Genomic DNA, 22,145 nt, shown 5'->3' with positions numbered 1-22,145 from the left:
GGCGGTGGCGGGTCCGCTACCCTCGGGGACGTGCCGGAGGAATTCTCACTGGGCCTGGCGGAGGTCGACACGGCGGTCCGCCGCAGCGGGCTCCCGGCGAACTGGCACCCGTTCGAGATCCGCAGCCCCGGCCGGACCCTGGCCGAGCACGACCGCATCGCGGCGGCGTCGTGGGAATCGATGCGGGCGCGCGGGCTGGCGGGCCCGGACAAGCTGGACATCGAGGTGGAGCAGACGCTGCGGGCGTGGACGCAGCCGGACGTGCTGATCATCGTCCGCGCGGCGGAGCAGGACCGCCGGGTGTTCTACCGCGCGGCGATCGGCCACGGCCTTGGCGTGTTTTCGGAGCTGGCGAGCGAGGAGATCCTGTTCGCCCAGACCCGCCCGGACCGGCTGGTCGACCTGGTGGTCGGCATGCTCCCGGCGTACCGGCCGGTACCGCTGGCGGAGCTGACGTTCACCACTCCTGGTTCACGCGCCGACACCGAGGCGGCGGCGGAGTTCTCGGCATGGCCGTTGCACAGGTACGGCACGTTCGAGCTGTCGGTCCGCCAGTCGGGAGCGTTGAAGCCGGCGGGAACGGCAACGTTCGTGGACAACGAAGGCGGCCGCTTCCTGATGTTCAACGACCCCCTCCCGGACGGCTCGACCCGGGTTCGGTTCATCCCATCGGATGGTTCCGACCTGCGCCGCTGGCTCCACGAGCGTGGCCGGAACCACTGACGCGGCAAGTTCGTCACTAGTACAGTGCGAGAGACCACGCAGGGTGGTGCCGAGACGACGGGGAGGGCGTCATGGGCGGTTCACAGTTCGGCGCACCGGGCTCGTTCACACCCCCACCGGCCGCGGGTGACGCGGGGGCGAACTTCCTGTCCGGGTTGCTGGACGGACCTACCGACTCGGAGGCCGCACAGCGGGTCAGCGAGGGTGGTCACCACCTGAAGTCGCTGGCCGAGAACGGCCAGTTCGCGGTGAACGAAGAAGGCTTCCAGGCGTACATGAAGGCCTGCGACTTCTTTCTCGACGGCTACAACCGGATGATCGTCGATGTTCGCGAACTGGCAGCTCAGGCCAAGATGGGCGGCAGCGAATACGCCAAGGCAGTCGCCGCTTTCAACGTCAAGGTGGCCGACGGCGACGAGCAATCCCTGATCCCCAACCTGCTCCGGATGCGTGACGGGATCCAGCAAGCTCGTGAAGCGATGGTGATCGCACGCAAGAACTACCGCGAGACCGAGGATGCGCACACTATGACTTTCAGTCAGCTCAACAAGGGGCTGCAGGAACAGTGAGCGCACGACGCATCGTGGTCGTGTTCGCCACGTTGGCATTCGCCTTGACTGCCTGCACTAGTCAGGTCGGTGGCCAGGCGACTCCCAGCTCGCAGCCGGCCGGCTCGACTGCTCCCAGCTCAGGCAGCGCAACCGCCGAACCGGACAACCCCTTCGCGGCTATGAGTTCTTGCGCCATCCTCGACCAGGCGCTCGTCGGTCAGGGTTATCCCAAGGCGGAGCCACTGGTGGCGAATCCGAAGCAGGGATGCCGAACCACCAAGCCGGCGTCCGGAGACACACCAGGCGTGGACGTGGGGCTGTCCTTGAACCCGGGCCGCGGATACAAGGAAAATGTCGGCAATCCCAACCAGGCCAGTGAAGGAAACGTCAACGGGCGTCCTGCGGTTTTGGAGCGCGAACCGGAGAACTCGCCCGGGCAGTGCGACGTGTGGTTGGAAGTGAAACCCAACTCCCGAGCGTTCGTCCTGCTGGCTTCGGGCTCGGACACCGCAAGGGCCTGCCAGATGGTCCAAGAAATCGCCGCCAAGGTCGAGCCGCTTCTGCCCAAGAACTGAGACGGAGTCCAGTCATGAGTCAGCCGCACCGGGCGCAGCACCACCTGTCCGAGGGTGACTACTACGCGGAAACCGCCCGCAAGCTCCAAGGTCACGGGCAGGACGGACAGCGGCTGACCGAGAAGGCCGCGTCCGACTACTCGGTTGCGCAAGGGAAGCTCCTGCAGCAGGGCCAGAACCTGCGCGGCGACTCACCGGCCCCCGGCGAAAACTACGCCAACAGCCCGCACGAAGTGCTCTACGACATGGTCCACAAGGACCTCGACATCGAAGGCATCAACGACCGCAGCCGCGTGGCCAACGTCTACGGCAACTGGCTGGCCGACGCCTCCAACCAATTCCGCGACGCCGCCACGGCCGCCGGGGGCTCGTGGCAGGGTCCCGCCGCCGAGCAGGCCAACAGCTTCTTCCAGAGCACCGCCGGGCACACCGAACAAACCGGCAATGCCATGCAGCTCATGTCCAACCACTACTCCCAGCAGTCCGCCGCCGCGTACTACGCCAAGACCAACATGCCCGAGCCCACCGGCTTCAACCAGCAGGCCGAGATGGACAAGGCCCGGCAGCAGTACGAATCCGGCGACCTCATCGGCATGGGCACCACCATGGCCGGCATCCAGGCCAAGCAGCAGCAGGCCGACGCCGCGCACCAGCAGGCCGTTCAGGTCCTTCAGGGCCTCGACTCCACCTACCACGAGACCGCCAGCTCCCAGCCCACCTACGCGCCGCCGCCGCAGCTCGGGAACGGGGACGCCACCTCCGTCTCCGGGTTCCACGGCACAAGCGGCACCACCGGCACGACCGGTACCACGGGCACCGGCTTCACCGGCACCCCCGGTATCGGCGGCGGGACGACCACCGCGCCCGGCGGCACCACCGTCGGGACCGGCAGCGGCTACGTGCCGCCCGGGGCCACTCCGCCCTCCTACGTCCAGCCCGGCACCACCAGCGGGGTCGGACCCAACTTCGGTGGGGGCAACAGCGGCTTCCGCGCCGCGCCCGCCGCCAGCTCCTTCACGCGCATGACTCCCGACGGGCTCGCCATGCCCGGCACGCCCGGTGGCACCGGCGCCGGAGGCGGCGACATCACGCGCGGCAAGCCCGGCATCGGCTCCGGCCGGGCCGGTACCGGGTTCGCCGGCTCGCGCGTTTCCGGGGGTGGCTACACCGGTGGCCCGAAGGAAACCCCCGGTGCGGGCGGCAAGACCGGCGGGAAGGCTCCCGGCGAACGGCTCGAACGCGGCGCAACCGCCGCTGCGGCGGCCAAGGGCAAGGGGGCGGCCGGGGCCGCCGGTGGTGCCAGCGCGGGCAAGAAGAAGGAAGACGACAAAGAGCACAAGAACCGGTACGCCGTCGAGGAAGACGTCTTCGACCTCCAGCCCGAACGCGGCCCGGACGGCGAGAAGCTCGTCAAGCCCGTCATCGGCGAGGCACCGGAAAGCCCCCGTAAGGGCAACCCGTAAATCCCCCGGAGAAATCGGGGCCCCGCCCAGGTCGGCGGCTACATTGGTGCCATGCGCCTCTTCGTCGTCGACGCCTTCACCGACCGTGCCTTCGCCGGGAACCCCGCCGGAGTGGTCCTGCTCGACGAGCCCGCCGACCCGGCCTGGATGCAGGCTGTCGCCGCCGAGATGAAGCACGCCGAGACCGCCTTCGTCGTCACCGCCGCGCCGGGTGCCAAGCCGCTCAGGTGGTTCACGCCCGAGGTCGAGGTCGCGCTGTGCGGCCACGCCACCCTCGCCACCACCCACATCCTCGGCGGCGAGCAGGTGTACACCACCCTCAGCGGTGAACTTCGGGCCAAGGCCGAAGACGGCTGGGTCGAACTGGACTTCCCGTCCGACCCGCCGAAGCCCACCGAGGACGATCTGTCCGAGATCCTCCCCGGCACCGAGATCGAATACGTCGGCCGCGGTGTCGAGAACCTCTTCGCCGTCCTGCCCGGCGAGAAGGCCGTCCGGACACTCGAACCCGACCTCGCCAAGCTCAAGACCACCTGGACCGGACGGCTGCTGGTCACCGCGAAGGGTGACGACACCGACTACGTCAGCCGCTTCTTCGGGCCGGGTGTCGGCGTCGACGAAGACCCCGTCACCGGGTCCGCGCACTGCGTCCTGTCGCCGTACTGGTCCGAGCGCCTGGGGAGCGACACCCTCACCGGCCACCAGGTCTCGGCCCGCGGCGGCATCGTCCGGACCCGCCAGGACGGCGACCGGGTCCGCATCGCCGGCCAGGCCGTGACGGTCCTGAGCGCGGAGCTGCACGTCTGATGCGCACGCTGCTGAACATCATCTGGCTCGTGCTGTGCGGCTTCTGGATGGCGCTGGGCTACCTGGTCGCGGGCGTGATCTGCTGCGTCCTGATCGTCACGATCCCGTTCGGGCTCGCGTCGTTCCGCATCGCGCACTACGCGCTCTGGCCGTTCGGCCGCACGGTCGTCGAGCGCCGCGACGCCGGGGCCGCGTCCTGCCTCGGCAACGTCATCTGGTTCGTGTGCGCCGGGCTGTGGCTGGCGATCGGGCACGTCTTCACCGGCGTCGCGCTGTGCCTGACGATCATCGGCATCCCGCTGGGCGTGGCGAACTTCAAGATGATCCCGGTGTCGCTGATGCCGCTCGGCAAGGAGATCGTCGAGATCGGCTGATCAGGACTCCGGCTCGTACGGCAGCCGCACCACCAGGCACGGCCCGCCGACGAACAGGCCGCCGTCGACGCCCAGCGCCTTGCCGCCCGCATACAGGAACGGGCCCTCGATCTGCGTCGGGTGGATCCCCAGCTGGTCGGCGATCACGCTGTGCCCGTGCACGATCCGCGACCCGCCGAGCGCGTCCATCAGCTTCTGCGCGTTCTCTTCGCCGTCGGGGCCGCGGAACGCGTACCGCGTGGTCATCCGGCGCCAGACGTCCCACCAGGCCTCGATGTCCGAGCCCGCCAGGATCTCGCCCGCCGTTTCGTTGATCTCCTCGACCGAGGAGCCCCAGTCCAGGTACTCGAGCGTGTCCGAGTGCAGCAGCAGGTGGTCGGCCGCCAGCGCGGCGAGCGGGCGCGCCGTCAGCCACTCGATGTGCTCGGGTGTCAGGCGGTCCTGGTCCGAGAGCAGGCCGCCGTTGATCTCCCAGCTGCGGGCGAAGCTGCGCGGGCCGAAGTCGGACGGCACCGGCTCGTCGCCGAAGTGGAACATGCCCAGCGCGAGGATCTCGTGGTTGCCCAGCAGCGTCTGGACCTGGCCGCCGGCCTCCGCGGCCTGCTGTTCGAGCCGCATGACCAGGTCGATCGCGCCGACGCCGTCCGGTCCGCGGTCGACGAAGTCCCCCAGGAACCACAGCTGGTCCTCGCCCCCGGACCAGTTGCCTTCGTCGTCCACCAGCCCCTCGGCGCGCAGTGCGTCGACCAGCTCGTCGCGGTGGCCGTGCACGTCGCCTACGACATAAACAGCTCCCCGGGGGTCCGGGGGCAGAGCCTCCGGCAGGGGTGTGGGGGCTTGGCCCCCGCCGGGCACAGCGGAGTTGCTCATCCGGTGACGATAAGCCCTGCCGGCGCCCAGCCCACGGTCAGCCTTCGCCGAACGGGTCCTGGGTCCGCCCGATCAGGTCAGCGATCGAGTCGATCACCAGTGTGGGCCGATACGGATAGCGTTCGGCCGACTCCCGGGTGGATATGCCGGTGAGCACGAGGATGGTCTGCAGCCCGGCCTCGATGCCCGAGTGGACGTCGGTGTCCATCCGGTCGCCGATCATCAGCGTCGATTCCGAGTGCGCGCCGAGCCGCCGCAGCGCCGAGCGCATCATCAGCGGGTTCGGCTTGCCGACGTAGTACGGCGAGCGCCCGGTGGCCTTTTCGATCAATGCCGCGACGGACCCGGTGGCCGGCATCGAGCCTTCCAGGCTCGGGCCGGTCGCGTCGGGGTTGGTCGCGATGAACTTGGCGCCGCCCTCGATGAGCCGGATCGCGCGCGTGATGGCGCTGAAGCTGTACGTGCGGGTCTCGCCGAGCACGACGTAGTCCGGGTCGCGCTCGGTGAGCACGTAACCGACCTCGTGCAGCGCCGTGGTGAGGCCCGCTTCGCCGATGACGTACGCCGAGCCGTTGGGCCGCTGCGACGAGAGGAACTTCGCGGTCGCCAGCGCCGAGGTCCAGATCGACTCCTCCGGGATGTCGAGCCCGGTGCGCTCCAGCCGGGCCCGCAGGTCACGCGGGGTGTAGATCGAGTTGTTGGTGAGCACCAGGAAGTCGGTGCCGTTCGCCTTCAGCTCGGCGAGGAACTCGTCGGCCCCCGGGACGAGGTGCTCCTCCTTCACCAGGACGCCGTCCATGTCGGAGAGGTACGTCCACCGGCGTTCGCTCATGCGCGGAACCTATCACGCGCGCGAAGTGCCTGCGGTGCACGCCGGAAAGGGCTACAGTGGGAATTGCCGGTAGTGCGAGGGGAGTCGCGCTTCCGGTCACCGAGGGGGTTCGGGGGAATACTTTTCGACGTCGTCGGCGTAATCGCCGTGGCGCAATTCGTCCTGCCCCCGGACATGAAGGGGGAAACCGCATGACCGAAATCATCGAGCGCCCGGCGACGACCGGGCCGATCACCGCGCCGAACTGGGGACTCACCAAGTTCTTGGACCCACTGCCGGTGCCACCCGTGTTCCGGCCGCGCGGCCGGGAAACGATCACCATTCCGATGATCACCAAACAGCAGAAGCTGCACTCGGAATTGCCGCCGAGCACGTTGTGGACGTACGCGGGACATTTCCCGGGTCCGACGATCGAAGTGCGCAGCGGCAAGGAGCTGCGGATTTCGTGGTCGAACGAAATCGACGGCGTGTTCCCGTTGGTCGCCGTTCAGGGCCCGGTCGGCGACGCGCCCACCAGCCGTCCGGGCCGGGAGCTGGACCGGCCGGGCTACTCGATCGTCGACGGCGTCGCCGACCTGCCGGCGTGGACGGTCGTCCACCTGCACGGCGCGCGGACCAACGCGGGCAACGACGGCTGGGCGCACAACGCGGGCCTGAAGGGCACGTCGCAGCTGGCGGAGTACCCGAACCGCCAGCAGGCGATGCCGCTCTGGTACCACGACCACGCCATGGCGATCACGCGGTTCAACGTCCACACGGGCCTGGCCGGGATGTACCTGGTCCGCGACGACGAGGAGGACGCGCTCGGCCTGCCGCACGGCGACCGCGAGATCCCGCTGGTCATCAGCGACCGCAACTTCGACATCGACCCGGCGACCGGCGCGCTGACCGGGCAGCTGCTCTACAAGTTCCCGTACGTGCCGAACGGCCCGATGATCCCGTTCTCCGGACCGTTCACGCTGGTCAACGGCGTGATCTGGCCGCACGTGGACGTCGACGCCCGGTGGTACCGCTTCCGCCTGCTCAACGCGTCCAACTCGCGGTTCTACACGCTGAACCTGGTCGACGAGGACAACGTGCCGCAGAACGACGCCGTCCGCCTGATCGGCACGGACGGCGGCCTGCTGCCCGCGCCGGCCCGGCTGCCGGGTGGCGGGCTGACCGTCGCGCCGGCCGAGCGGTTCGACGTGCTGATCGACTTCAGCCGCTTCAGGGGGCAGCAGCTGAAGCTCCGCAACGCCGACCCGCGGCTGGGCACGGTCGAGCCGGACGTGCTGCAGTTCCGGGTGGACGGCCGCGCGAAGCACGATTCGTTCCGGCTTCCCGAGAAGGTCTCGTCGTCCTACGTCCGGCTGCAGCACGGCACGACGCTGCCGGAAGACCACGACCACGTCTGGGTCGCGCTGCTGCTCAACGCCGACGGGCACCCGGAGATGTGGGACCTCGAGGAGGTCGACGCGGACCCGGGCGGCGCGGGGATCATCCAGCTGCGGGACCCGAACGGCGGGCTGAAGACGTTCCGGATGAACGGGCGGCTCTTCGACGACACCACGGGCATCTTCATCGACCACGACCGGTGGGCGGTGTGGAACATCGTGCACGTCGCGAACGGCGGCCCGGCGCACCCGATCCACATCCACCTGACGGAGTTCCAGGCGCTGTTCCGGCGGAGCTTCACCACGACGTTCGACCAGGCCGCCGGGCGGACCACGACGCCGCTCGACGGCTTCACCGACGTCCCGCTGGAGAAGTACGAGGAAGGCTGGAAGGACACGATCATCGTGAACCCGGGCCAGTGGGTGAGCGTCGCCGGGCAGTTCGGCGGCGGAACCGGCGAGTTCATGTTCCACTGCCACATCCTCGACCACGAGGACGAGGGCATGATGCGCCCGTTCGTGGTGCACCCGCCGGAGGTGGCGAAGTTCCACGTCCACCCGGGCGGCGGCCACCACCACGACGGCTGACCCACCGGCTCGTGAGTGAGAAACAGTGTTCTAACCCTGTTTCTCACTCACGACGGGTCTGGGGTCAGGAGGCCGCGGCCGGGTGGATCGCCACGGTCGCGGCCTTCACCGACAGCGTCACCGCCGAGCCGGGCTCCAGGGCGAGCTCGGCCACGGCGGCCGGGGTGAGGTCGGCGGTCAGGCCGTGCGCCCAGCCGTCGCCCTCGGCTCGCAGGCGGATCACCGGCCCGTGCGGTTCCAGGGCCGCGACGACGCCGTCGGCGGTGTTGCGCGGGCTGCCGCGGTGCTCGCCGTCGTGCGGGTAGACGGCGACCGCGTTCGGCGGGAACACCGCCACCGCGGGCTCCCCCGGCACCACGTCGGCCGCCGGGATGCCCGCCACCACCTCGCCGGACGCCGTCCGCAGGCCCGTCGGCACCGCGGTGCCGGCGACGAGGTTGAGCCCGGCGATCCGCGCGGTGAACGCCGTCCGCGGGGTGGCCAGCACTTCGCGGGTCGGGCCGCGTTCGACGATCCGGCCGTCGTTCAGCACCGCGACGTGGTCGGCGAGGGCGAGCGCGTCCAGGGGGTCGTGGGTGACGAGCACGGTTGTCGGGCCGGTCTTGAGCACCCGCCGCAGCAGGCCGCGGATCGCCGGGGCGGCGTCGACGTCGAGCGCGGCGAACGGCTCGTCGAGCAGCAGCAGGTCCGGCTCGGCGGCCAGCGCCCTGGCGATGGCGACGCGCTGGGCCTGCCCGCCGGAGAGCTGTCCCGGCCGCCGGTCGGCCAGCGCGACGGCGTCCACTTCGGCCAGCCAGTAGTAGGCACGCTCCCGCGCGGCACGGCGGCCGGCGCCGGTCGAGCGCGGCGCGAACGCGACGTTCTCCGCCGCCGACAGGTGCGGGAAGAGCAGCGCGTCCTGCGACAGCAGCCCGATCCCGCGGCGGTGTGGCGGCACGCCGGCCAGCGCGCGCCCGGCCACGGTGATCTCCGCCGACGACGGCGTGACGAGCCCGGCGAGGCAGCCCAGCACCGTCGACTTGCCCGAGCCGTTCGGGCCCAGCAGCGCCAGGACCGTCCCGGACGGCACGTCGAGGTCCACGTCGAGGTGGAACGAGCCGCGGACGGCCTCGATCCGGGCGGCCAGGCTCACCGCAGGCCGCCTTCCCACGACCGCGGCCGGGCGACGGCGATGACGACGATCGCGACGACGATCAGCAGCAACGCGAGCGCCACCGCGCTGTCGACGTCCACTTCGGCCTGCGTGTAGACCTCGAGCGGCAGGGTGCGGGTGACGTCTTCGAGGCTGCCGGCGAAGGTGATCGTCGCGCCGAACTCGCCGAGCGCGCGGGCGAAGCTGAGGACGACGCCGGAGCCGAGCGCGGGCAGCAGCAGCGGCAGCGTGACGCGCCGGAAGACCGTCCAGGGGCGCGCGCCGAGTGTCGCGGCGACCTGCTCGTAGCGGTCGCCGGCGCCGCGCAGCGCGCCTTCGAGGCTGACCACGAGGAACGGCATCGCGACGAACGTCTGCGCGATCACGACCGCCGTCGTGGTGAACGGCACCGATTCGCCGGTCAGGGTGGTGATCAGGATGCCGAGGAAGCCCTTGCGGCCGAGGAGGTAGAGCAGCGCGAGGCCGCCGACGACCGGCGGCAGCACGAGCGGGAGCAGCACGATCGACCGCAGGAGCCGCACCCCGCGGAACCGGGCCCGCGCGAGCACGACGGCCAGCGGCACGCCGAGCAGCACGCAGGCCAGCGTGGACAGCGCCGCGGTGACGAGCGACAGGCGCAGCGCGTGCCACGACGACGGCGTGCCGATCAGGCCCGGCAGCCGCGTGAGGTCGGTGCGCACCAGCAGCCCGACGACCGGCAGGACCACCAGGGCCAGCGCGAGCGTCGCGGGGACGGCGAGCACCCACGGGACGCGCGAGCGGCCGGCCGGGCGCGCACCCGGACGGCCGCTCGCGACCCGCCTACTGCTGCGCAGCGCCGAACCCGGCCTTCGCCAGCTCGGTCTTGCCTTCGCTGCCGAGGACGAACTCCTCGAACTGGTGCGCCAGCGCGGCCTGCCCGCCCTTGACCGCGGCGATCGGGTAGCTGTTGACCGCCTGCCCGGCCTCGGGGAAGTCGACCTTGTCGACCTTGCCCGCCGCGGAGGTCGTGTCGGTGACGTACACCAGGCCCGCGTCGGCGTCACCGGAGGCGACCTTGTTCAGCACCTGCTTGACGTCCTGCTCCTCGCTCTTCGGCTTGAGCGTGACGCCGGTGCTCTGCTCGACCTTCTGCGTGGCCGCGCCGCACGGCACCTGCGGTGCGCAGGTGACCACGGTCAGGCCGGGCTTGTTCAGGTCGGCGAAGGACTTGATGCCCTTCGGATTGCCGGGCGCGACGGCGATGGCGAGCTTGTTGGTCGCGAACACCGTCGGCTGGCCGTCGATCACGCCGCCCTGGACGGCCTTGTCCATGGTGGCCTGGTCGGCCGAGGCGAAGACGTCGGCCTTCGCGCCGTTGGTCAGCTGCTGGACCAGGCCGGACGAGCCCGCGAAGCTGAACTTCACGGCGACGCCGGGGTGCTGGGCCTCGAACTCCTTGCCGAGCGCGGTGAACGACTCGGTGAGGGACGCGGCGGCGAACACGGTGAGCGTGCCGGTGCCGGAGTTGCCTGCCCCCTTGGGCGCAGGCGCGGTGACCGACGCACCGGGCTGCGTGCTGGGCTCGTCCGAGCTGCTGCACGCGCCCGCGAACAGGGCGACGGCCGCGACGGCGAGAGCGAGCCGGGGGCTTCGCCACCCGAACCCCCGAAAACCGAGCTTCTTCATCGACTTCCTTCCGGTGTTTCCACCACGACAGTGGTCGCCTTGACCACCGCGACCGCGAGCACCCCCGGGCGCAGCCCCAGCTCGCGGACGGCTTCCGTACTCATCAGGGACACCACGCGGTGTGCCCCGCACTGCAGTTCCACCTGCGCCATCACCTTGTCGGCGATGACCTCGGTGACCAGGCCGACGAACCTGTTGCGAGCCGAGCGCCCCACCGTCGACGGGTCGTCGGGGCCGGTGGCCTGCGCCCTGGCGAACCCCGCCAGCTGGGCACCGTCGACGACCTTGCGGCCGGCGGCGTCGTCGGTCGCGGTCAGCTGCCCCGCGCGCACCCACCTCCGGACCGTGTCGTCGCTGACGCCGAGCAGGCGCGCGGCCTCGGACAACCGAAATTGCGGCATGCCGCAGACATTATCTCCGCAGTTGAGGAAAAGCTACGCGGGGCGCGAATTGTCCATGACTTCGGCGCGCAGCTGTTCGAGGATGACATTCTGATAACGCTCGATGGCTTTTCGCTCGGCCGGGGAGAACTGCGCGAGTGTCTCGCGCAGCGCGTCGAAGGCCGACTGGAAGAGCGGCCGGAAGCGCTCTTCGGCCCCGGGCACGACCTCGACGAGGACCTTGCGGCGGTCCTCGCGATCGCGGACCCGGCGGACCAGCCCGACCTTCTCCAGCCGGTCGATGACCCCGGTGACCGCGCCGGTCGACAGGCCGGTCAGCTCGGCGATCCGGCCGGCCGTCAGCGGTTCTCCGGCCTGGATGACCAGGTCGAACGCCTTGTGGTCGGTACCGGACAGGCCCATCCGCTCGGCGATCCTGGCGTGCCGGAGGACGGTGAACGTGCTACCCGCGCGACCCAATTCCGCGAAGCGGAAGAGCTCCTCTTCGGTGACCGGGTAAGTCTTTTCCGTCACAGGCCCTCTTAGTTCGGCAACTGAACCACTCACTCGGCAAACGATCCTACTGGGCAGGGTTACTTCGCGCGTTCCGGAGCTACCCTGTGCGTAATGACTGCAGTGGATCTCGGGTTTCCTCGTGTTCCCGGCACACGAGGTTCGTCTCGCGTGCCCCGGCCCGAGAACCCGCACCTCATCGACACCTTCGGCCGGGTCGCCACCGATCTGCGGGTTTCCCTCACGGACCGGTGCAACCTGCGCTGCACGTACTGCATGCCCGCGGAGGGCCTCGACTGGATGCCGGGCGAGCAGGTGCTGACCGACGACGAGCTGGTCCGGCTGATGCGGATCGCCGTCGAGATGCTCGGTGTCACCGACATCCGGCTCACCGGCGGGGAACCGCTGCTGCGCCCGGGTCTCGAGGACCTCGTCGCGCGGATCACGGCGTTGACACCGCGGCCCCGGCTGTCCATGACCACCAACGGGATCGGCCTCGCCAAGCGCGCGGCCGGGCTGGCGGCGGCGGGCCTGGCCCGGATCAACGTCTCGCTCGACACGGTCGACCCCGGGACGTTCGTCAAGATCACCCGCCGCGACCGGCTTTCGCACGTGCTGGCGGGCCTGGCGGCGGCGCGCGACGCGGGCATGTCGCCGGTGAAGGTCAACGCCGTGCTGATCCGCGGGCTCAACGAGACCGATGCCGTGCCACTGCTGAAGTTCTGCCTCGACGAGGGCTACCACCTGCGGTTCATCGAGCAGATGCCGCTGGACGCCCAGCACGGCTGGAACCGCGGCGAGATGATCACGGCGGCGGAGATCCTGGAGATGCTGGGCGAGTCGTTCACGCTGACGCCGTTCCCGGCGGCGCGGGGCGGGGCACCGGCGGAGCGCTGGCTGGTCGACGGCGGCCCGGGAGACGTGGGCGTGATCGCGTCGGTGACGCGCCCGTTCTGCGCGGCGTGCGAGCGCACCCGGCTGACGGCGGACGGCGCGGTGCGTTCCTGCCTGTTCAGCAACGACGAGACGGACCTGCGCTCCCTCGCGCGCGCGGGCGCGCGCGATGAAGAGATTGCCGACGCCTGGCGCGCGACGATGTGGGGCAAGCTCGCGGGACACGAGATCAACGACGCCGGGTTCGCACAGCCGATCCGGCCGATGAGCGCGATCGGCGGTTGAGATGGCAACGCTGACCATCGTGGTGCGGTACTTCGCGTCGGCCCGAGCCGCGGCGGGCGCGGAGGAGGAGAAGGTCCAGCTGCCATCGGGCGCGACGGTCGCAGACGCGGTGGCCGAGCTGCGCCGGCTGCACCCCGAGGGCCTGCCGCGCGTCCTCGACGCGGCCAGCTACCTGCTCGACGGTGTGGCGGTCCGCAACCTCACGCGCCCGCTGACGGATGGCGCGGAGCTGGACGTGCTGCCGCCCTTCGCCGGCGGCTGAGGGACGGCCGCGCGTCCGGTGACGGATCGTGCTCACCTGATCACGTTGAGTCCGCCTGGCGTCTATGTGGTCCGCACAGGTACGCGGGCCGACCGCCGGGGCCCGCGAGCCCACCCCCGCCAGGCGCCCTCCGCGCGCGAGCCGACCGGCCAGTGCGCCGGCCGGACCTCGGACACGCGAGCCGGCCGCCGAGCCGCGAGCCCGCAGCTTCGAGCACGCCAGCCCAGCCTCGCGACACGCCAGCGAACACCCCGACACGCCGGCCGACGGCCCGGCGCGTGAACCGCCCGTCCGGGGACGCCAGTTCGCCTCGTCTGTACACCCGCCGACCGTTCGTGTACCGCCACCCGCCGCTCGCCGACCGCCCAACCGGCCCTCGGCGTGGCGCGTCCCCTACTCGGGGCGTTCGCGAGAAGCTGATCGCCGTCCTTCCCCACGCCATCCAGTGACCCATTTCTCCTGGTCCGTTGCGGTGTGTTGCCACATATCGGCAGCGACCGGCCCCATGATGGCTTCGGAGGTGGCACCAAACCCCACGAAGAGGTGGGACTGCTGTGACTGATGGGGCATCTGGGGCACAGTTGTCAAGTCTGGCGAAGTGCCGCGACCCGTCTTAAGATGCGCGCTTCAATCGCCGGCCGGGCGACGCGAATGGTCCATTCGCTACGCAAAACACGTGATGCAAGCCTCACGATGCGTGTTTTATCTCGGCCAGGAAACGGCCAGATAACGGCCCGCTGACCTGCGGAAACACCGGTATCGACGGGGGTTGCGTGCCGTTACTGTGACGTAGGTCACGCCCCGAATAATTTCCGATCACGGCTCTCGTTACGTACCGTCGCTTTTCGGTTGGCCCCGACCAGCCGAGCAACACCGGGAATCCGTAGCGCCTAGCCCTGTCCGACGGATCCCCGGACCCATACCCCGAGCGAAAGCATTTCCGGACAGGGACGAGGGGACGACGAAGACGCGCCGTGCGTCGGACTCGTCTGCCGGCCTGAGAGGGCCGGCGCCAGGACCCCGATCCTGACCCTCAGCACCGGCTCGTAGGCGCAGGAAAACCGAGAAGCATCCAAATGTCTTACCGAGGCAAGCACCGCAAGATGTCCGCTGCCACCCGCACCGTCGCTCGCGTCGCCATCGCGGGCATCGCGGTCGGCGCTCCCCTCGCGATCGCCGCGACCCCCGCGTCGGCGACCAACTGGGACGCGATCGCGCAGTGCGAGAGCGGCGGCAACTGGAACACCAACACCGGCAACGGCTACTACGGCGGCCTGCAGTTCACGCAGAGCACCTGGAAGGCCTACGGCGGCACCGGCAGCCCGCAGGGCGCGTCCCGCGAGCAGCAGATCGCCGTGGCCGAGCGCGTCCTGCAGGGTCAGGGCATCGGCGCGTGGCCGGTCTGTGGCAAGAAGGGCGGCGGCTCGTCGGCCCCGAAGGCCACGCACAAGACCACGACCGCGCCCAAGAAGTCGACCACGGCGCCGAAGAAGGACACCGCCCCCAAGCAGGCGGCGGCTCCGGCCCCCGCGGTGACCGGCGTGAGCAGCTCCAACCCGGCCGGTGACTACACCGTCGTGGCGGGCGACACGCTGTCGAAGATCGCCCAGAAGTTCAACGTCCAGGGCGGCTACCAGAAGCTGCAGGAGCTGAACGCGAAGTACATCCCGAACGCGGACCTGATCCTCGTCGGCCAGAAGATCGCCACCAAGTGACGATCGCGCAGTGATGCGTATGTCCGGCCTCGAGCCGTGACAGCTCAAGCCCTCCACCGCCGATCCCCCGGGCGGTGGAGGGCTTGCGCGTTTCCCGCGCGGCTCAGGGCGAGTTGACCCACTCGTCCGTGCCGTCGGTGAAGTGCTGGTGCTTCCAGACCGGCAGGCGCGCCTTGACCTCGTCCACGAGGTCCGAGCACGCCGAGAACGCCTGACCACGGTGTTCGGCCGCGACGGCGCAGGCCAGCGCGACGTCGCCGATGGTCAGGGGGCCGACGCGGTGGCTGACCGCCACCGCCCGGACGCCGGTCCAGCGGCTCGCCAGGTCCTCGACGACCTCGGCGATCACCTGGCCCGCGCTCGGGTGGCCCTCGTACGTCAGGTCGCGGACGCCCTTGCCGCCGTCGTGGTCGCGGACCACGCCCGCGAACGTCACCACCGCGCCCGCCGCGTCGTCCTCGACCAGGCGGGCGTGCTCCTCGACCGAGAGCACGTCCTCGGTCACCAGGGCCCGTGCCACGCGGACCGCCGAGGCCGGCGCCGGGGTGCGCGGGTGGTCGCCGCCGGCCAGCTGGTCGACGGCGTGGTCGAGGATGCCGTCGAGGACCCCCAGGCCGTCCTTCACGCCGCCGGTGGAGCCCGGGAGGTTGACGACCAGGGTCCGCCCAGCCACGCCCGCCACGCCGCGCGAGAGCACCGCTGTGGGGACCTTCGGCAGCCCGGCCGCCCGGATCGCGTCCGCGACGCCCGGCAGCTCGTGGTCCAGGACCGCGCGCGTGACGTCGGGGGTGCGGTCGGTCGGCGAGATGCCGGTGCCGCCGGTGGTGAGCACCACGGCGACCCCGTCGGCCAGCGCGGCCCGCAGGGCGACGCCCACCGGCTCACCGTCCTCGACGACGACCGGCGCGGGCACGTCATAACCGCGATCGGCGAGCCAGGCGACGATCACCGGGCCCGTTTTGTCCTCGTAGACGCCCTTCGCGGCGCGGTTGGACGCCACGATGACCCGCGCGGTGCGCTTCACGGCCGCTCCCAGGTTCCGGTCTTGCCGCCGTCCTTGCGGAGCAGGCGGACCTCGTCGAGTGTCGCCGCCGGATCGACGGCCTTGATCATGTCGTGCAGGGTCAGCCCGGCCACGGCGACGGCGGTGAGCGCCTCCATCTCGACACCGGTGACGTCGGTGGTCTTAGCGGTCGCGCGGATGCCGATCTCGGTCTCGCCCAGGGTGAATTCGACCTTGACCCCGGACAGCGCGATCTGGTGGCACAGCGGGATCAGCTCGGGCACGCGCTTGGCGGCCATGATCCCGGCGATCCGGGCGGTGGCGAGGGCATCCCCCTTGGGCAGGCCATCGGCGGCGAGGAGCCGCAGCACCTCGGCAGTGGTGCGGACGGTGCCGGCCGCGAGGGCGGTGCGGGCGGTGGCGGTCTTGCCGGAGACATCGACCATCCGGGCGGCACCGGTCTCGTCGACGTGGCTGAGTTCACTCACAGCACGAGGCTACTTCCGGCCTCGGCGAGGTGGCCTCGGCGGCGCGGTCGCGGGAGTGCTGCGGCGGGACGGGGGCCATGGCCGGCTAGGCCTCGGCGAGGTGGCCTCGGCGGCGCGGTCGCGGGAGTGCTGCGGCGGGACGGGGGCCATGGCCGGCTGGGCCTCGGCGAGGTGGCCTCGGCGGTGCGGTCGCGGGGGTGCTGCGGCGGGGCGGGGGCCATGGCCGGCTGGGCCTCGGAGGGTCGCCTCGGCGGTGCGGGTACGAGGGATGCCTCGGCGGGTCGAGGACCAGGGCCGCTAGGACCTCGACGAGGTCCCGTCGGCGGCGCGGCGTGGGAAGTTCCGCCGCCGATCCCTGGCCATGGCCGAGTGGGCTTCGGGGCACCTCGGCGGTGCGTGCGGTCGCGAGGGATGCCGCCCAGGTCCGGGACCACGGCCACCAGCGCCACGACGAGGTCGCCCCGGCGGCGCGGCGCGAGGAGAGCCGCCGCGGATCAAGGGCCACGGCCCACAGCGCCTCGGCGCGGCGCGAGGAGTGCCACGGCAGATCGAGGACCACGGCCAACAGCGCCACGGCAAGGTCATCCCCGCGGCGCGGTCGCGAGGAACGCCACGGCGGTCGAGGGCCGGCATTTCGCGCCTCCCCAAGTGAGCTGAAACCCAGCGTAGGGATGGCGGGGACCCCGGTCGTCCGTCGAAAGAACGATTTCGGGGTCCGCCGAAGCGCTCAGCCCTGCTCGGCCCGCACGGCCTTCCGGACGGCCTCGGCGACCGCGGGCGCCACCGCGCTGTCGAACACGCTCGGCACGATGAACGACGCGTTGAGCTTGCCGTTGTCCACGACGTCGGCGATCGCGTCGGCCGCCGCCAGCAGCATCGTGTCGTCGATGTTGTGCGCGTGCGCGTCGAGCAGGCCGCGGAAGACGCCCGGGAACGCCAGCACGTTGTTGATCTGGTTCGGGAAGTCGCTGCGGCCGGTCGCGACGACGGCGGCGTGCTTCTGCGCCTCCAGCGGGTCGACCTCCGGGTCCGGGTTGGCCAGCGCGAAGACCACCGCGTCCTTGTTCATCGTGGCGACCTGCTCGGCGCCGAACAGGTTGGGCGCCGAGACCCCGATGAACACGTCCGCGCCGTTCAGCGCCTCGTGCAGGGTGCCGCTGACCTGCTGCTTGTTCGTGTGCGACGCGATCCAGGCCAGGTTGTCGTCGAGGTTGCCGCGGGCGGAGTGGACGATGCCGTCGATGTCCGCGGCGACGATGTCGCCCGGGTTCTTGTGCAGCAGCAGGCGGATGATCGCCGAGCCGGCCGCGCCGACGCCGCTGACCACGATCTTGCAGTCCTCGATGTTCTTCCCGACCACGCGCAGGGCGTTGCGCAACGCGGCCACGACGACGATCGCCGTGCCGTGCTGGTCGTCGTGGAACACCGGGATGTCGAGCTGCTCGCGCAGCCGCTTCTCGATCTCGAAGCAGCGCGGCGCGGCGATGTCCTCGAGGTTGATGCCCGCGTACACCGGGGCCAGCGCCTTCGCGATCAGGATGATCTCTTCGGTGTCCTGGGTGTCGAGGCAGACCGGCCACGCGTCGACGTCGGCGAACTTCTTGAACAGCGCCGCCTTGCCCTCCATCACCGGCAGCGCGGCGGCCGGGCCGATGTTGCCGAGGCCGAGCACCGCGGAGCCGTCGGTGAGCACCGCGACCGTGTTGCGCTTGATCGTCAGGCGGCGCGCGTCCTCGGGGTTGTTCGCGATCGCCTGGCAGACGCGGGCGACGCCGGGCGTGTACGCGCGGGAGAGGTCGTCACGGTTGCGGAGCGCGACCTTGGGCGTGACCTCGATCTTGCCGCCGAGGTGAATCAGGAACGTCCGGTCGGAGACCTTGCGGACCTTGACACCCGGCAGCGAGTCCAGGGTCTGCGTGATGTCGTTCGCGTGGTTCTCCGACAGCGCGTTGGCGCTGATGTCGACCACGATCGAGTCGGAGTGCGACTCGACGACGTCGAACGCGGTCAGGACGCCGCCCACGCGCCCGACGGCGGTGGTGAGGTCACCGGCCGCGGTGGACGAGGCCGGGGCCTCTACCCGGACGGTGATCGAATATCCGGGACCGGGAACCGGCATGGCACTTACCCCCGCATGGGAAAGGTGGCTGGGACGGGAGCGAACCTACTCCCGTGACCGCCCTCACGAGGGGCCGATACCGGTACTGACCAGTAACGTTACGGCTGGCGGTTGATCTCGGTCTCGGGGTGCACGTAGGGCACCGACTCGAGCGGGAAGGTCACGTCGCCGAACGGCGACAGCGCACCCTGGCGGTCGGACGCGAGCTCGGTCACCGGGTGCTCGCCGTCCTCGCCCGGCCAGGTCGGGTCGATGCCCTTGTGCTTCTTCTCACCCTTGGCCACAACGTCCTCCACAGCCGTGCTCGGTCTTCCGGAACCACTCGGCCGGGGGTGCCGCACGCGGACCCCCGAAAGCTCTCGGTGGACAGTCTGCCTCAGCCCGGGCAGCCACCGGCAACCGCCCGGTATCCTGGCCTTCTATGCCCGCGACCTCCTTGGCGGACTGGCTGCGCGCGGCGCCCGACAGCGCGCTCGAAGAGCTGCTCCGCACGCGACGCGACCTGTCCACGCCGCCGCCCTCCGACAGCACGGTGCTGGCCACCCGCGCCGGCACGCCGGGCTCGGTCGCGCGCGCCTGCGAAGACCTCGACACCTTCACCCTGGCCGTGCTCGAAGCGTGCCTGGTGGCCGGTGCGGACCGCGATCCCGTGCCCGTGGCCGCCGTCGCCGGCCTCGTGGGCGCCGACATCGCCGCGCCGCTCGCCCGGCTGCGAGCGCGGGTACTGGCCTGGGGCCCGGACGACGCGCTGCGCGTGCCGCCCGCGGCCAGGGAGGCGCTCGGGCCGTTCCCGGCCGGGCTGGGCGCGTCGTCGCCGGCGCTCGAGGGCGAAGACCTCGAGGCGCGTCTGGCCGAGCTGTCCGACGACGAACGCGGCGTCCTGAACGCCCTCGCCGCCGGACCTCCCATCGGCCGCACCCGTGATGCCGGGTTGGACCTGTCGCTCGAGAAGGCGACAACGCCGGTGCAGAAGCTGCTCGCCCGCGGCCTGCTGCTGCGCCGCGACGACCAGACCGTCGAGCTGCCGCGCGAGCTCGGCATCGCCGTGCGCGGCGGCGTCTTCGCCCCCGGCACGCTCACCGAGCCCGACCTGCCGGTGCACCCGCACCAGCCGTCCACGGTGGACGAGGCCGCGGCCGGCGAGGCGATGGAGTTCCTGCGCCACACCGAAGCCCTGCTGCGCTCGTGGTCCGCGGCGCCGCCGCCGGTGCTCAAGTCGGGCGGCCTCGGCGTGCGCGAGCTGAAGAAGCTGGCCAAGGACCTGGACATCGACGAGGCACAGGCGACTCTGCTGGCCGAGCTGGTCGTCGGCGCCGGGCTCGTCGCGGACAGCGAGGCGTCCGTGGCCGAGTGGGTGCCGACGACGCTGACCGACTCGTGGCTCGCGTCCCCGACCGCGCAGCGCTGGATGACGCTGGCCCAGGCCTGGCTGGAGCTGCCGCGGCTGCCCGGACTGGCCGGCGGGCGCGACGCGAAGGACAAGCCGATCGCGCCGCTGTCGGAGGACCTGCGCCGGCCGCTGGCCCCGGTCGCGCGGCGCCGGGTCCTGTCCGCGCTGGCCGACCTGCCCGTAGGCGCCGGCGTGAAGAGCGTCGACGAGCTGGTCGCGGTGCTGGCCTGGCGAGCCCCGCGGCGCGGCGGGCGGCTGCGGGACGAGACCGTCCGCTGGACGATGGCCGAAGCGAGCGCGCTGGGGCTCGTCGGCCTCGGCGGCGTCACGACGGCGACGCGCGCGCTGCTGGCGGACGACCGGCCGGGCGCGGTCGAGGCCATCCTGGCCGCGCTGCCCGCGCCGGTGGACCACGTCCTGGTGCAGGCCGACCTGACGGTCGTCGCGCCGGGCCCGCTGGAGCCGGAGCTGGCCGCCGAGATGGACGCGGTGGCGAACGTCGAGTCGGCGGGCCACGCGACGGTCTACCGGGTCACCGAGGCGTCGGTCCGCCGCGCGCTGGACACCGGCCGGACGGCGGACGAGCTGCACGCGCTGTTCAAGGCGAAGTCCGCGACACCGGTGCCGCAGGGCCTGAGCTACCTGATCGACGACGTCGCCCGCCGCCACGGACGGCTCCGCGGCGGCGTCGCCGCATCGTTCCTGCGCTGCGACGACGAGGCCTTGCTGGCCGAGGTGCTGGCCAACCCGGTCGCGGCCGAGCACGACCTGCGGCTGATCGCGCCGACGGTCGTGGTCAGCCCGGACCCGCTGCACGAGGTGCTGGCCGGGCTGCGCGCGGCCGGGTTCGCGCCCGCCGCGGAGGGCCCGGACGGCCGGGTCGTCGACCTCCGGCCCGGCGGACGGCGGCTGCCCGCCAAGGCGAGGGCGGCCCGGCGCAGCCCGGGTGAGCAGGCGGTGCTGACCGAGGACCAGGCCGCGCGGATCGTCTCGAACCTGCGGGCCGGTGACGCGGCTTCGGCCCGGCGCCGCGGTTCGGCCGTGCGGGCGCCGGTCGGGGGCGGCGCGGACACGTCGGCGACGCTGGAGCTGCTGTCCCGCGCGACCCTGGAACGGCGTGAGGTGTGGATCGGGTTCGTGGACTCGCGCGGCACCGCCAGCCAGCGCGTCGTCCGGCCGATCCGCGTCGGCGGCGGGGTCCTCGAAGGCGACAACAACGAGCGGTACTCGCTGCACCGCATCACGTCCGCCGCCCTCGTCGAGGACTAGAGGGCGCGCAGGCCCGCCAGCACCCGCTCCATGAACTCCCGCGACGAACGGTCGCCGAGGATCAGCTCGGTCTGGTGGATCAGCACGAGGCCGATGTCGGCCATGTCGCCGACCAGCACCTTCACCACGCCCAGCGGCAGCCGCAGATGTGCGGCGATCTCCGCCACCGACCGCGTGTCCAGGCACAGGTCGCAGATCCGGCGGTGCTCGACCGAGCGGACGCCGCGGTACCGGCGCCCGTCGTCGGACGTCGAGACCAGCGCCTCCAGCGCGAGGTTGTGGTCGGAGCGCGTGCGGCCGCCGGTGCGCGTGTACGGGCGGACCCGCGAGTTCACCGACGCGACCGGCACGGCCGTGGGCACCCTGGCCGGTTCCTCCCACGGCTCCGGCTGGGGGATCCAGCGCGTCTCCGGGTCGGGCGGGGGCGTCCAGCCGGCGTGCGGGTCGACCGGCGGCGCCCACGACGGCTGCGACCGGGACGGCGGGGTGGTCTGCACCGGCCGCGGAGCCGGGTGCCGGGGCGCCGGCGGGCGCACGCCGCGCGGTGGCGTCCACGCGGGCTCCAGCGGCGGCGGCTCCGGCTCGTAACGCTCCTCGTCCTGCCACTCGGGCTCGCCCGGTGCGTAACGGTCGTCGTACCCGTCGTCGTGATCCGAGTCGTCGGACGAGCCCCACTCGCGGGTGTCCTCGTCGGTGTAGCCCTGCGGGTCCGGCTGCGGCCGGACCGGCTTGCGCTTGGGCATGATCATCGACAGCGTCGACATGTCGAACTTGCTGGGCGAATCGAAACTCTCGCGCTCGGTGCCGCGGTGCAGTGCGTCCCAGCCGCTGGAGTCCGGATCGTCGAATCCCGAAATCCTCATCTCGT

General features: G+C 71.5%; 23 protein-coding genes. 11 read left to right on the top strand and 12 right to left on the bottom strand.

Features of this window, described 5'->3' with window-relative positions; all coding sequences use genetic code 11:
* Positions 1–30: 30 nt before the first annotated feature.
* The 6 genes from BT341_RS10170 (at position 31) to BT341_RS10145 (ending at position 4,493) form a co-directional block, all read left to right on the top strand.
* Positions 31–723: an ESX secretion-associated protein EspG gene (locus tag BT341_RS10170; RefSeq protein WP_245804926.1), complete on the top strand. Its 693-nt coding sequence runs from the start codon at positions 31–33 to the stop codon at positions 721–723.
* A gap of 71 nt (positions 724–794) precedes the next feature.
* Complete coding sequence (locus BT341_RS10165; RefSeq protein WP_072476041.1) at positions 795–1,292, top strand: hypothetical protein; 498 nt, start codon at positions 795–797, stop codon at positions 1,290–1,292.
* The gene (locus BT341_RS10160; RefSeq protein WP_084742816.1) at positions 1,289–1,849 is read left to right on the top strand and encodes a DUF3558 family protein; all 561 of its coding nucleotides are present in this window, start codon (positions 1,289–1,291) and stop codon (positions 1,847–1,849) included. Before BT341_RS10165 ends, BT341_RS10160 begins: the two co-directional genes overlap by 4 nt.
* Positions 1,850–1,863: 14 nt before the next feature.
* Positions 1,864–3,312: a hypothetical protein gene (locus BT341_RS10155; protein ID WP_072476039.1), complete on the top strand. Its 1,449-nt coding sequence runs from the start codon at positions 1,864–1,866 to the stop codon at positions 3,310–3,312.
* Between the two features lie 51 nt (positions 3,313–3,363).
* Complete coding sequence (locus BT341_RS10150; protein WP_072476038.1) at positions 3,364–4,119, top strand: PhzF family phenazine biosynthesis protein; 756 nt, start codon at positions 3,364–3,366, stop codon at positions 4,117–4,119.
* The gene (locus tag BT341_RS10145) at positions 4,119–4,493 is read left to right on the top strand and encodes a YccF domain-containing protein (RefSeq protein WP_072476037.1); all 375 of its coding nucleotides are present in this window, start codon (positions 4,119–4,121) and stop codon (positions 4,491–4,493) included. The genes BT341_RS10150 and BT341_RS10145 overlap by 1 nt, the downstream gene beginning before the upstream one ends.
* On the opposite strand, the gene BT341_RS10140 is transcribed toward BT341_RS10145, so the two are convergent.
* Positions 4,494–5,306, bottom strand: coding sequence for a metallophosphoesterase (locus tag BT341_RS10140; RefSeq protein ID WP_072481878.1), 813 nt, complete (start codon positions 5,304–5,306; stop codon positions 4,494–4,496).
* Positions 5,307–5,400: 94 nt separating this feature from the next.
* Complete coding sequence (locus BT341_RS10135) at positions 5,401–6,195, bottom strand: HAD-IIA family hydrolase (protein WP_072476036.1); 795 nt, start codon at positions 6,193–6,195, stop codon at positions 5,401–5,403.
* Positions 6,196–6,386: 191 nt separating this feature from the next.
* Here BT341_RS10135 and BT341_RS10130 point away from each other — a divergent pair, with 191 nt between their 5' ends.
* Positions 6,387–8,159, top strand: coding sequence for a multicopper oxidase family protein (locus BT341_RS10130; protein ID WP_084742814.1), 1,773 nt, complete (start codon positions 6,387–6,389; stop codon positions 8,157–8,159).
* 64 nt (positions 8,160–8,223) lie between these two features.
* Here BT341_RS10130 and BT341_RS10125 read toward each other — a convergent pair whose 3' ends face one another.
* The 5 genes from BT341_RS10125 to BT341_RS10105 are packed head-to-tail and all read right to left on the bottom strand — an operon-like array spanning position 8,224 to position 11,873.
* On the bottom strand, positions 8,224–9,291 hold the full coding sequence (locus BT341_RS10125; protein WP_072476035.1) for a sulfate/molybdate ABC transporter ATP-binding protein: 1,068 nt from the start codon (positions 9,289–9,291) through the stop codon (positions 8,224–8,226).
* On the bottom strand, positions 9,288–10,055 hold the full coding sequence (locus BT341_RS10120; RefSeq protein WP_072476034.1) for an ABC transporter permease: 768 nt from the start codon (positions 10,053–10,055) through the stop codon (positions 9,288–9,290). The genes BT341_RS10125 and BT341_RS10120 overlap by 4 nt, the downstream gene beginning before the upstream one ends.
* Positions 10,056–10,113: 58 nt before the next feature.
* A complete protein-coding gene (modA, locus tag BT341_RS10115) occupies positions 10,114–10,959 on the bottom strand; it encodes a molybdate ABC transporter substrate-binding protein (RefSeq protein ID WP_072476033.1) in 846 nt (281 codons plus the stop codon).
* Positions 10,956–11,360, bottom strand: a complete 405-nt coding sequence (locus BT341_RS10110; protein WP_072476032.1) for a TOBE domain-containing protein — start codon at positions 11,358–11,360, stop codon at positions 10,956–10,958. The genes modA and BT341_RS10110 overlap by 4 nt, the downstream gene beginning before the upstream one ends.
* A gap of 33 nt (positions 11,361–11,393) precedes the next feature.
* Positions 11,394–11,873: a MarR family winged helix-turn-helix transcriptional regulator gene (locus BT341_RS10105; RefSeq protein WP_072476031.1), complete on the bottom strand. Its 480-nt coding sequence runs from the start codon at positions 11,871–11,873 to the stop codon at positions 11,394–11,396.
* Between the two features lie 150 nt (positions 11,874–12,023).
* On the opposite strand from BT341_RS10105, the gene moaA reads away from it, so the two are divergent.
* From moaA to BT341_RS10090, 3 genes are all read left to right on the top strand, one after another.
* Entirely contained in the window at positions 12,024–13,031 is a 1,008-nt protein-coding gene (moaA, locus tag BT341_RS10100) for a GTP 3',8-cyclase MoaA (RefSeq protein ID WP_143168515.1), read from the top strand.
* A gap of 1 nt (position 13,032) precedes the next feature.
* Positions 13,033–13,293 carry a MoaD/ThiS family protein gene (locus tag BT341_RS10095; RefSeq protein WP_072476029.1) on the top strand — a complete coding sequence of 87 codons (261 nt, stop codon included), beginning with the start codon at positions 13,033–13,035 and terminating at the stop codon, positions 13,291–13,293.
* 1,076 nt (positions 13,294–14,369) lie between these two features.
* Entirely contained in the window at positions 14,370–15,008 is a 639-nt protein-coding gene (locus tag BT341_RS10090) for a transglycosylase family protein (RefSeq protein ID WP_072476028.1), read from the top strand.
* Between the two features lie 103 nt (positions 15,009–15,111).
* Here the strand turns inward: BT341_RS10090 and BT341_RS10085 are convergent, their stop codons facing one another.
* The 4 genes from BT341_RS10085 to BT341_RS10070 form a co-directional block, all read right to left on the bottom strand.
* The gene (locus BT341_RS10085) at positions 15,112–16,032 is read right to left on the bottom strand and encodes a molybdenum cofactor biosynthesis protein MoaE (protein WP_072476027.1); all 921 of its coding nucleotides are present in this window, start codon (positions 16,030–16,032) and stop codon (positions 15,112–15,114) included.
* Positions 16,029–16,499: a cyclic pyranopterin monophosphate synthase MoaC gene (gene moaC, locus BT341_RS10080; protein ID WP_072476026.1), complete on the bottom strand. Its 471-nt coding sequence runs from the start codon at positions 16,497–16,499 to the stop codon at positions 16,029–16,031. Before moaC ends, BT341_RS10085 begins: the two co-directional genes overlap by 4 nt.
* Before the next feature lie 727 nt (positions 16,500–17,226).
* Positions 17,227–18,618, bottom strand: coding sequence for an NAD-dependent malic enzyme (locus BT341_RS10075; protein ID WP_072476025.1), 1,392 nt, complete (start codon positions 18,616–18,618; stop codon positions 17,227–17,229).
* A 98-nt stretch (positions 18,619–18,716) separates the two neighbouring features.
* Positions 18,717–18,902 (bottom strand): hypothetical protein, encoded by a 186-nt coding sequence (locus BT341_RS10070; protein WP_072476024.1) that lies wholly within the window; start codon positions 18,900–18,902, stop codon positions 18,717–18,719.
* Between the two features lie 137 nt (positions 18,903–19,039).
* Here BT341_RS10070 and BT341_RS10065 point away from each other — a divergent pair, with 137 nt between their 5' ends.
* Complete coding sequence (locus BT341_RS10065) at positions 19,040–21,277, top strand: helicase-associated domain-containing protein (RefSeq protein WP_072476023.1); 2,238 nt, start codon at positions 19,040–19,042, stop codon at positions 21,275–21,277.
* Here the strand turns inward: BT341_RS10065 and BT341_RS10060 are convergent.
* The gene (locus BT341_RS10060) at positions 21,274–22,140 is read right to left on the bottom strand and encodes a DUF742 domain-containing protein (RefSeq protein WP_072476022.1); all 867 of its coding nucleotides are present in this window, start codon (positions 22,138–22,140) and stop codon (positions 21,274–21,276) included. The two genes, BT341_RS10065 and BT341_RS10060, sit on opposite strands and share 4 nt — an antisense overlap.
* Positions 22,141–22,145 lie beyond the last annotated feature (5 nt).

Source organism: Amycolatopsis australiensis (assembly GCF_900119165.1).
Classification (GTDB): Bacteria; Actinomycetota; Actinomycetes; order Mycobacteriales; family Pseudonocardiaceae; genus Amycolatopsis; species Amycolatopsis australiensis.
Note: the sequence above shows the minus strand (reverse complement) of the source record. Positions and strands in the feature narration are given on the sequence as shown.

Bases quoted from the DNA above. Each gene is read 5' to 3' on its own strand.
- BT341_RS10165 (WP_072476041.1), top strand. From the start codon at position 795: ATGGGCGGTTCACAGTTCGGCGCACCGGGCTCGTTCACACCCCCACCG.
- BT341_RS10155 (WP_072476039.1), top strand. From the start codon at position 1,864: ATGAGTCAGCCGCACCGGGCGCAGCACCACCTGTCCGAGGGTGACTAC.
- BT341_RS10150 (WP_072476038.1), top strand. From the start codon at position 3,364: ATGCGCCTCTTCGTCGTCGACGCCTTCACCGACCGTGCCTTCGCCGGG.
- BT341_RS10145 (WP_072476037.1), top strand. From the start codon at position 4,119: ATGCGCACGCTGCTGAACATCATCTGGCTCGTGCTGTGCGGCTTCTGG.
- BT341_RS10135 (WP_072476036.1), bottom strand. From the start codon at position 6,195: ATGAGCGAACGCCGGTGGACGTACCTCTCCGACATGGACGGCGTCCTG.
- BT341_RS10130 (WP_084742814.1), top strand. From the start codon at position 6,387: ATGACCGAAATCATCGAGCGCCCGGCGACGACCGGGCCGATCACCGCG.
- modA (WP_072476033.1), bottom strand. From the start codon at position 10,959: ATGAAGAAGCTCGGTTTTCGGGGGTTCGGGTGGCGAAGCCCCCGGCTC.
- BT341_RS10110 (WP_072476032.1), bottom strand. From the start codon at position 11,360: ATGCCGCAATTTCGGTTGTCCGAGGCCGCGCGCCTGCTCGGCGTCAGC.
- BT341_RS10095 (WP_072476029.1), top strand. From the start codon at position 13,033: ATGGCAACGCTGACCATCGTGGTGCGGTACTTCGCGTCGGCCCGAGCC.
- BT341_RS10090 (WP_072476028.1), top strand. From the start codon at position 14,370: ATGTCTTACCGAGGCAAGCACCGCAAGATGTCCGCTGCCACCCGCACC.
- BT341_RS10075 (WP_072476025.1), bottom strand. From the start codon at position 18,618: ATGCCGGTTCCCGGTCCCGGATATTCGATCACCGTCCGGGTAGAGGCC.
- BT341_RS10065 (WP_072476023.1), top strand. From the start codon at position 19,040: ATGCCCGCGACCTCCTTGGCGGACTGGCTGCGCGCGGCGCCCGACAGC.
- BT341_RS10060 (WP_072476022.1), bottom strand. From the start codon at position 22,140: ATGAGGATTTCGGGATTCGACGATCCGGACTCCAGCGGCTGGGACGCA.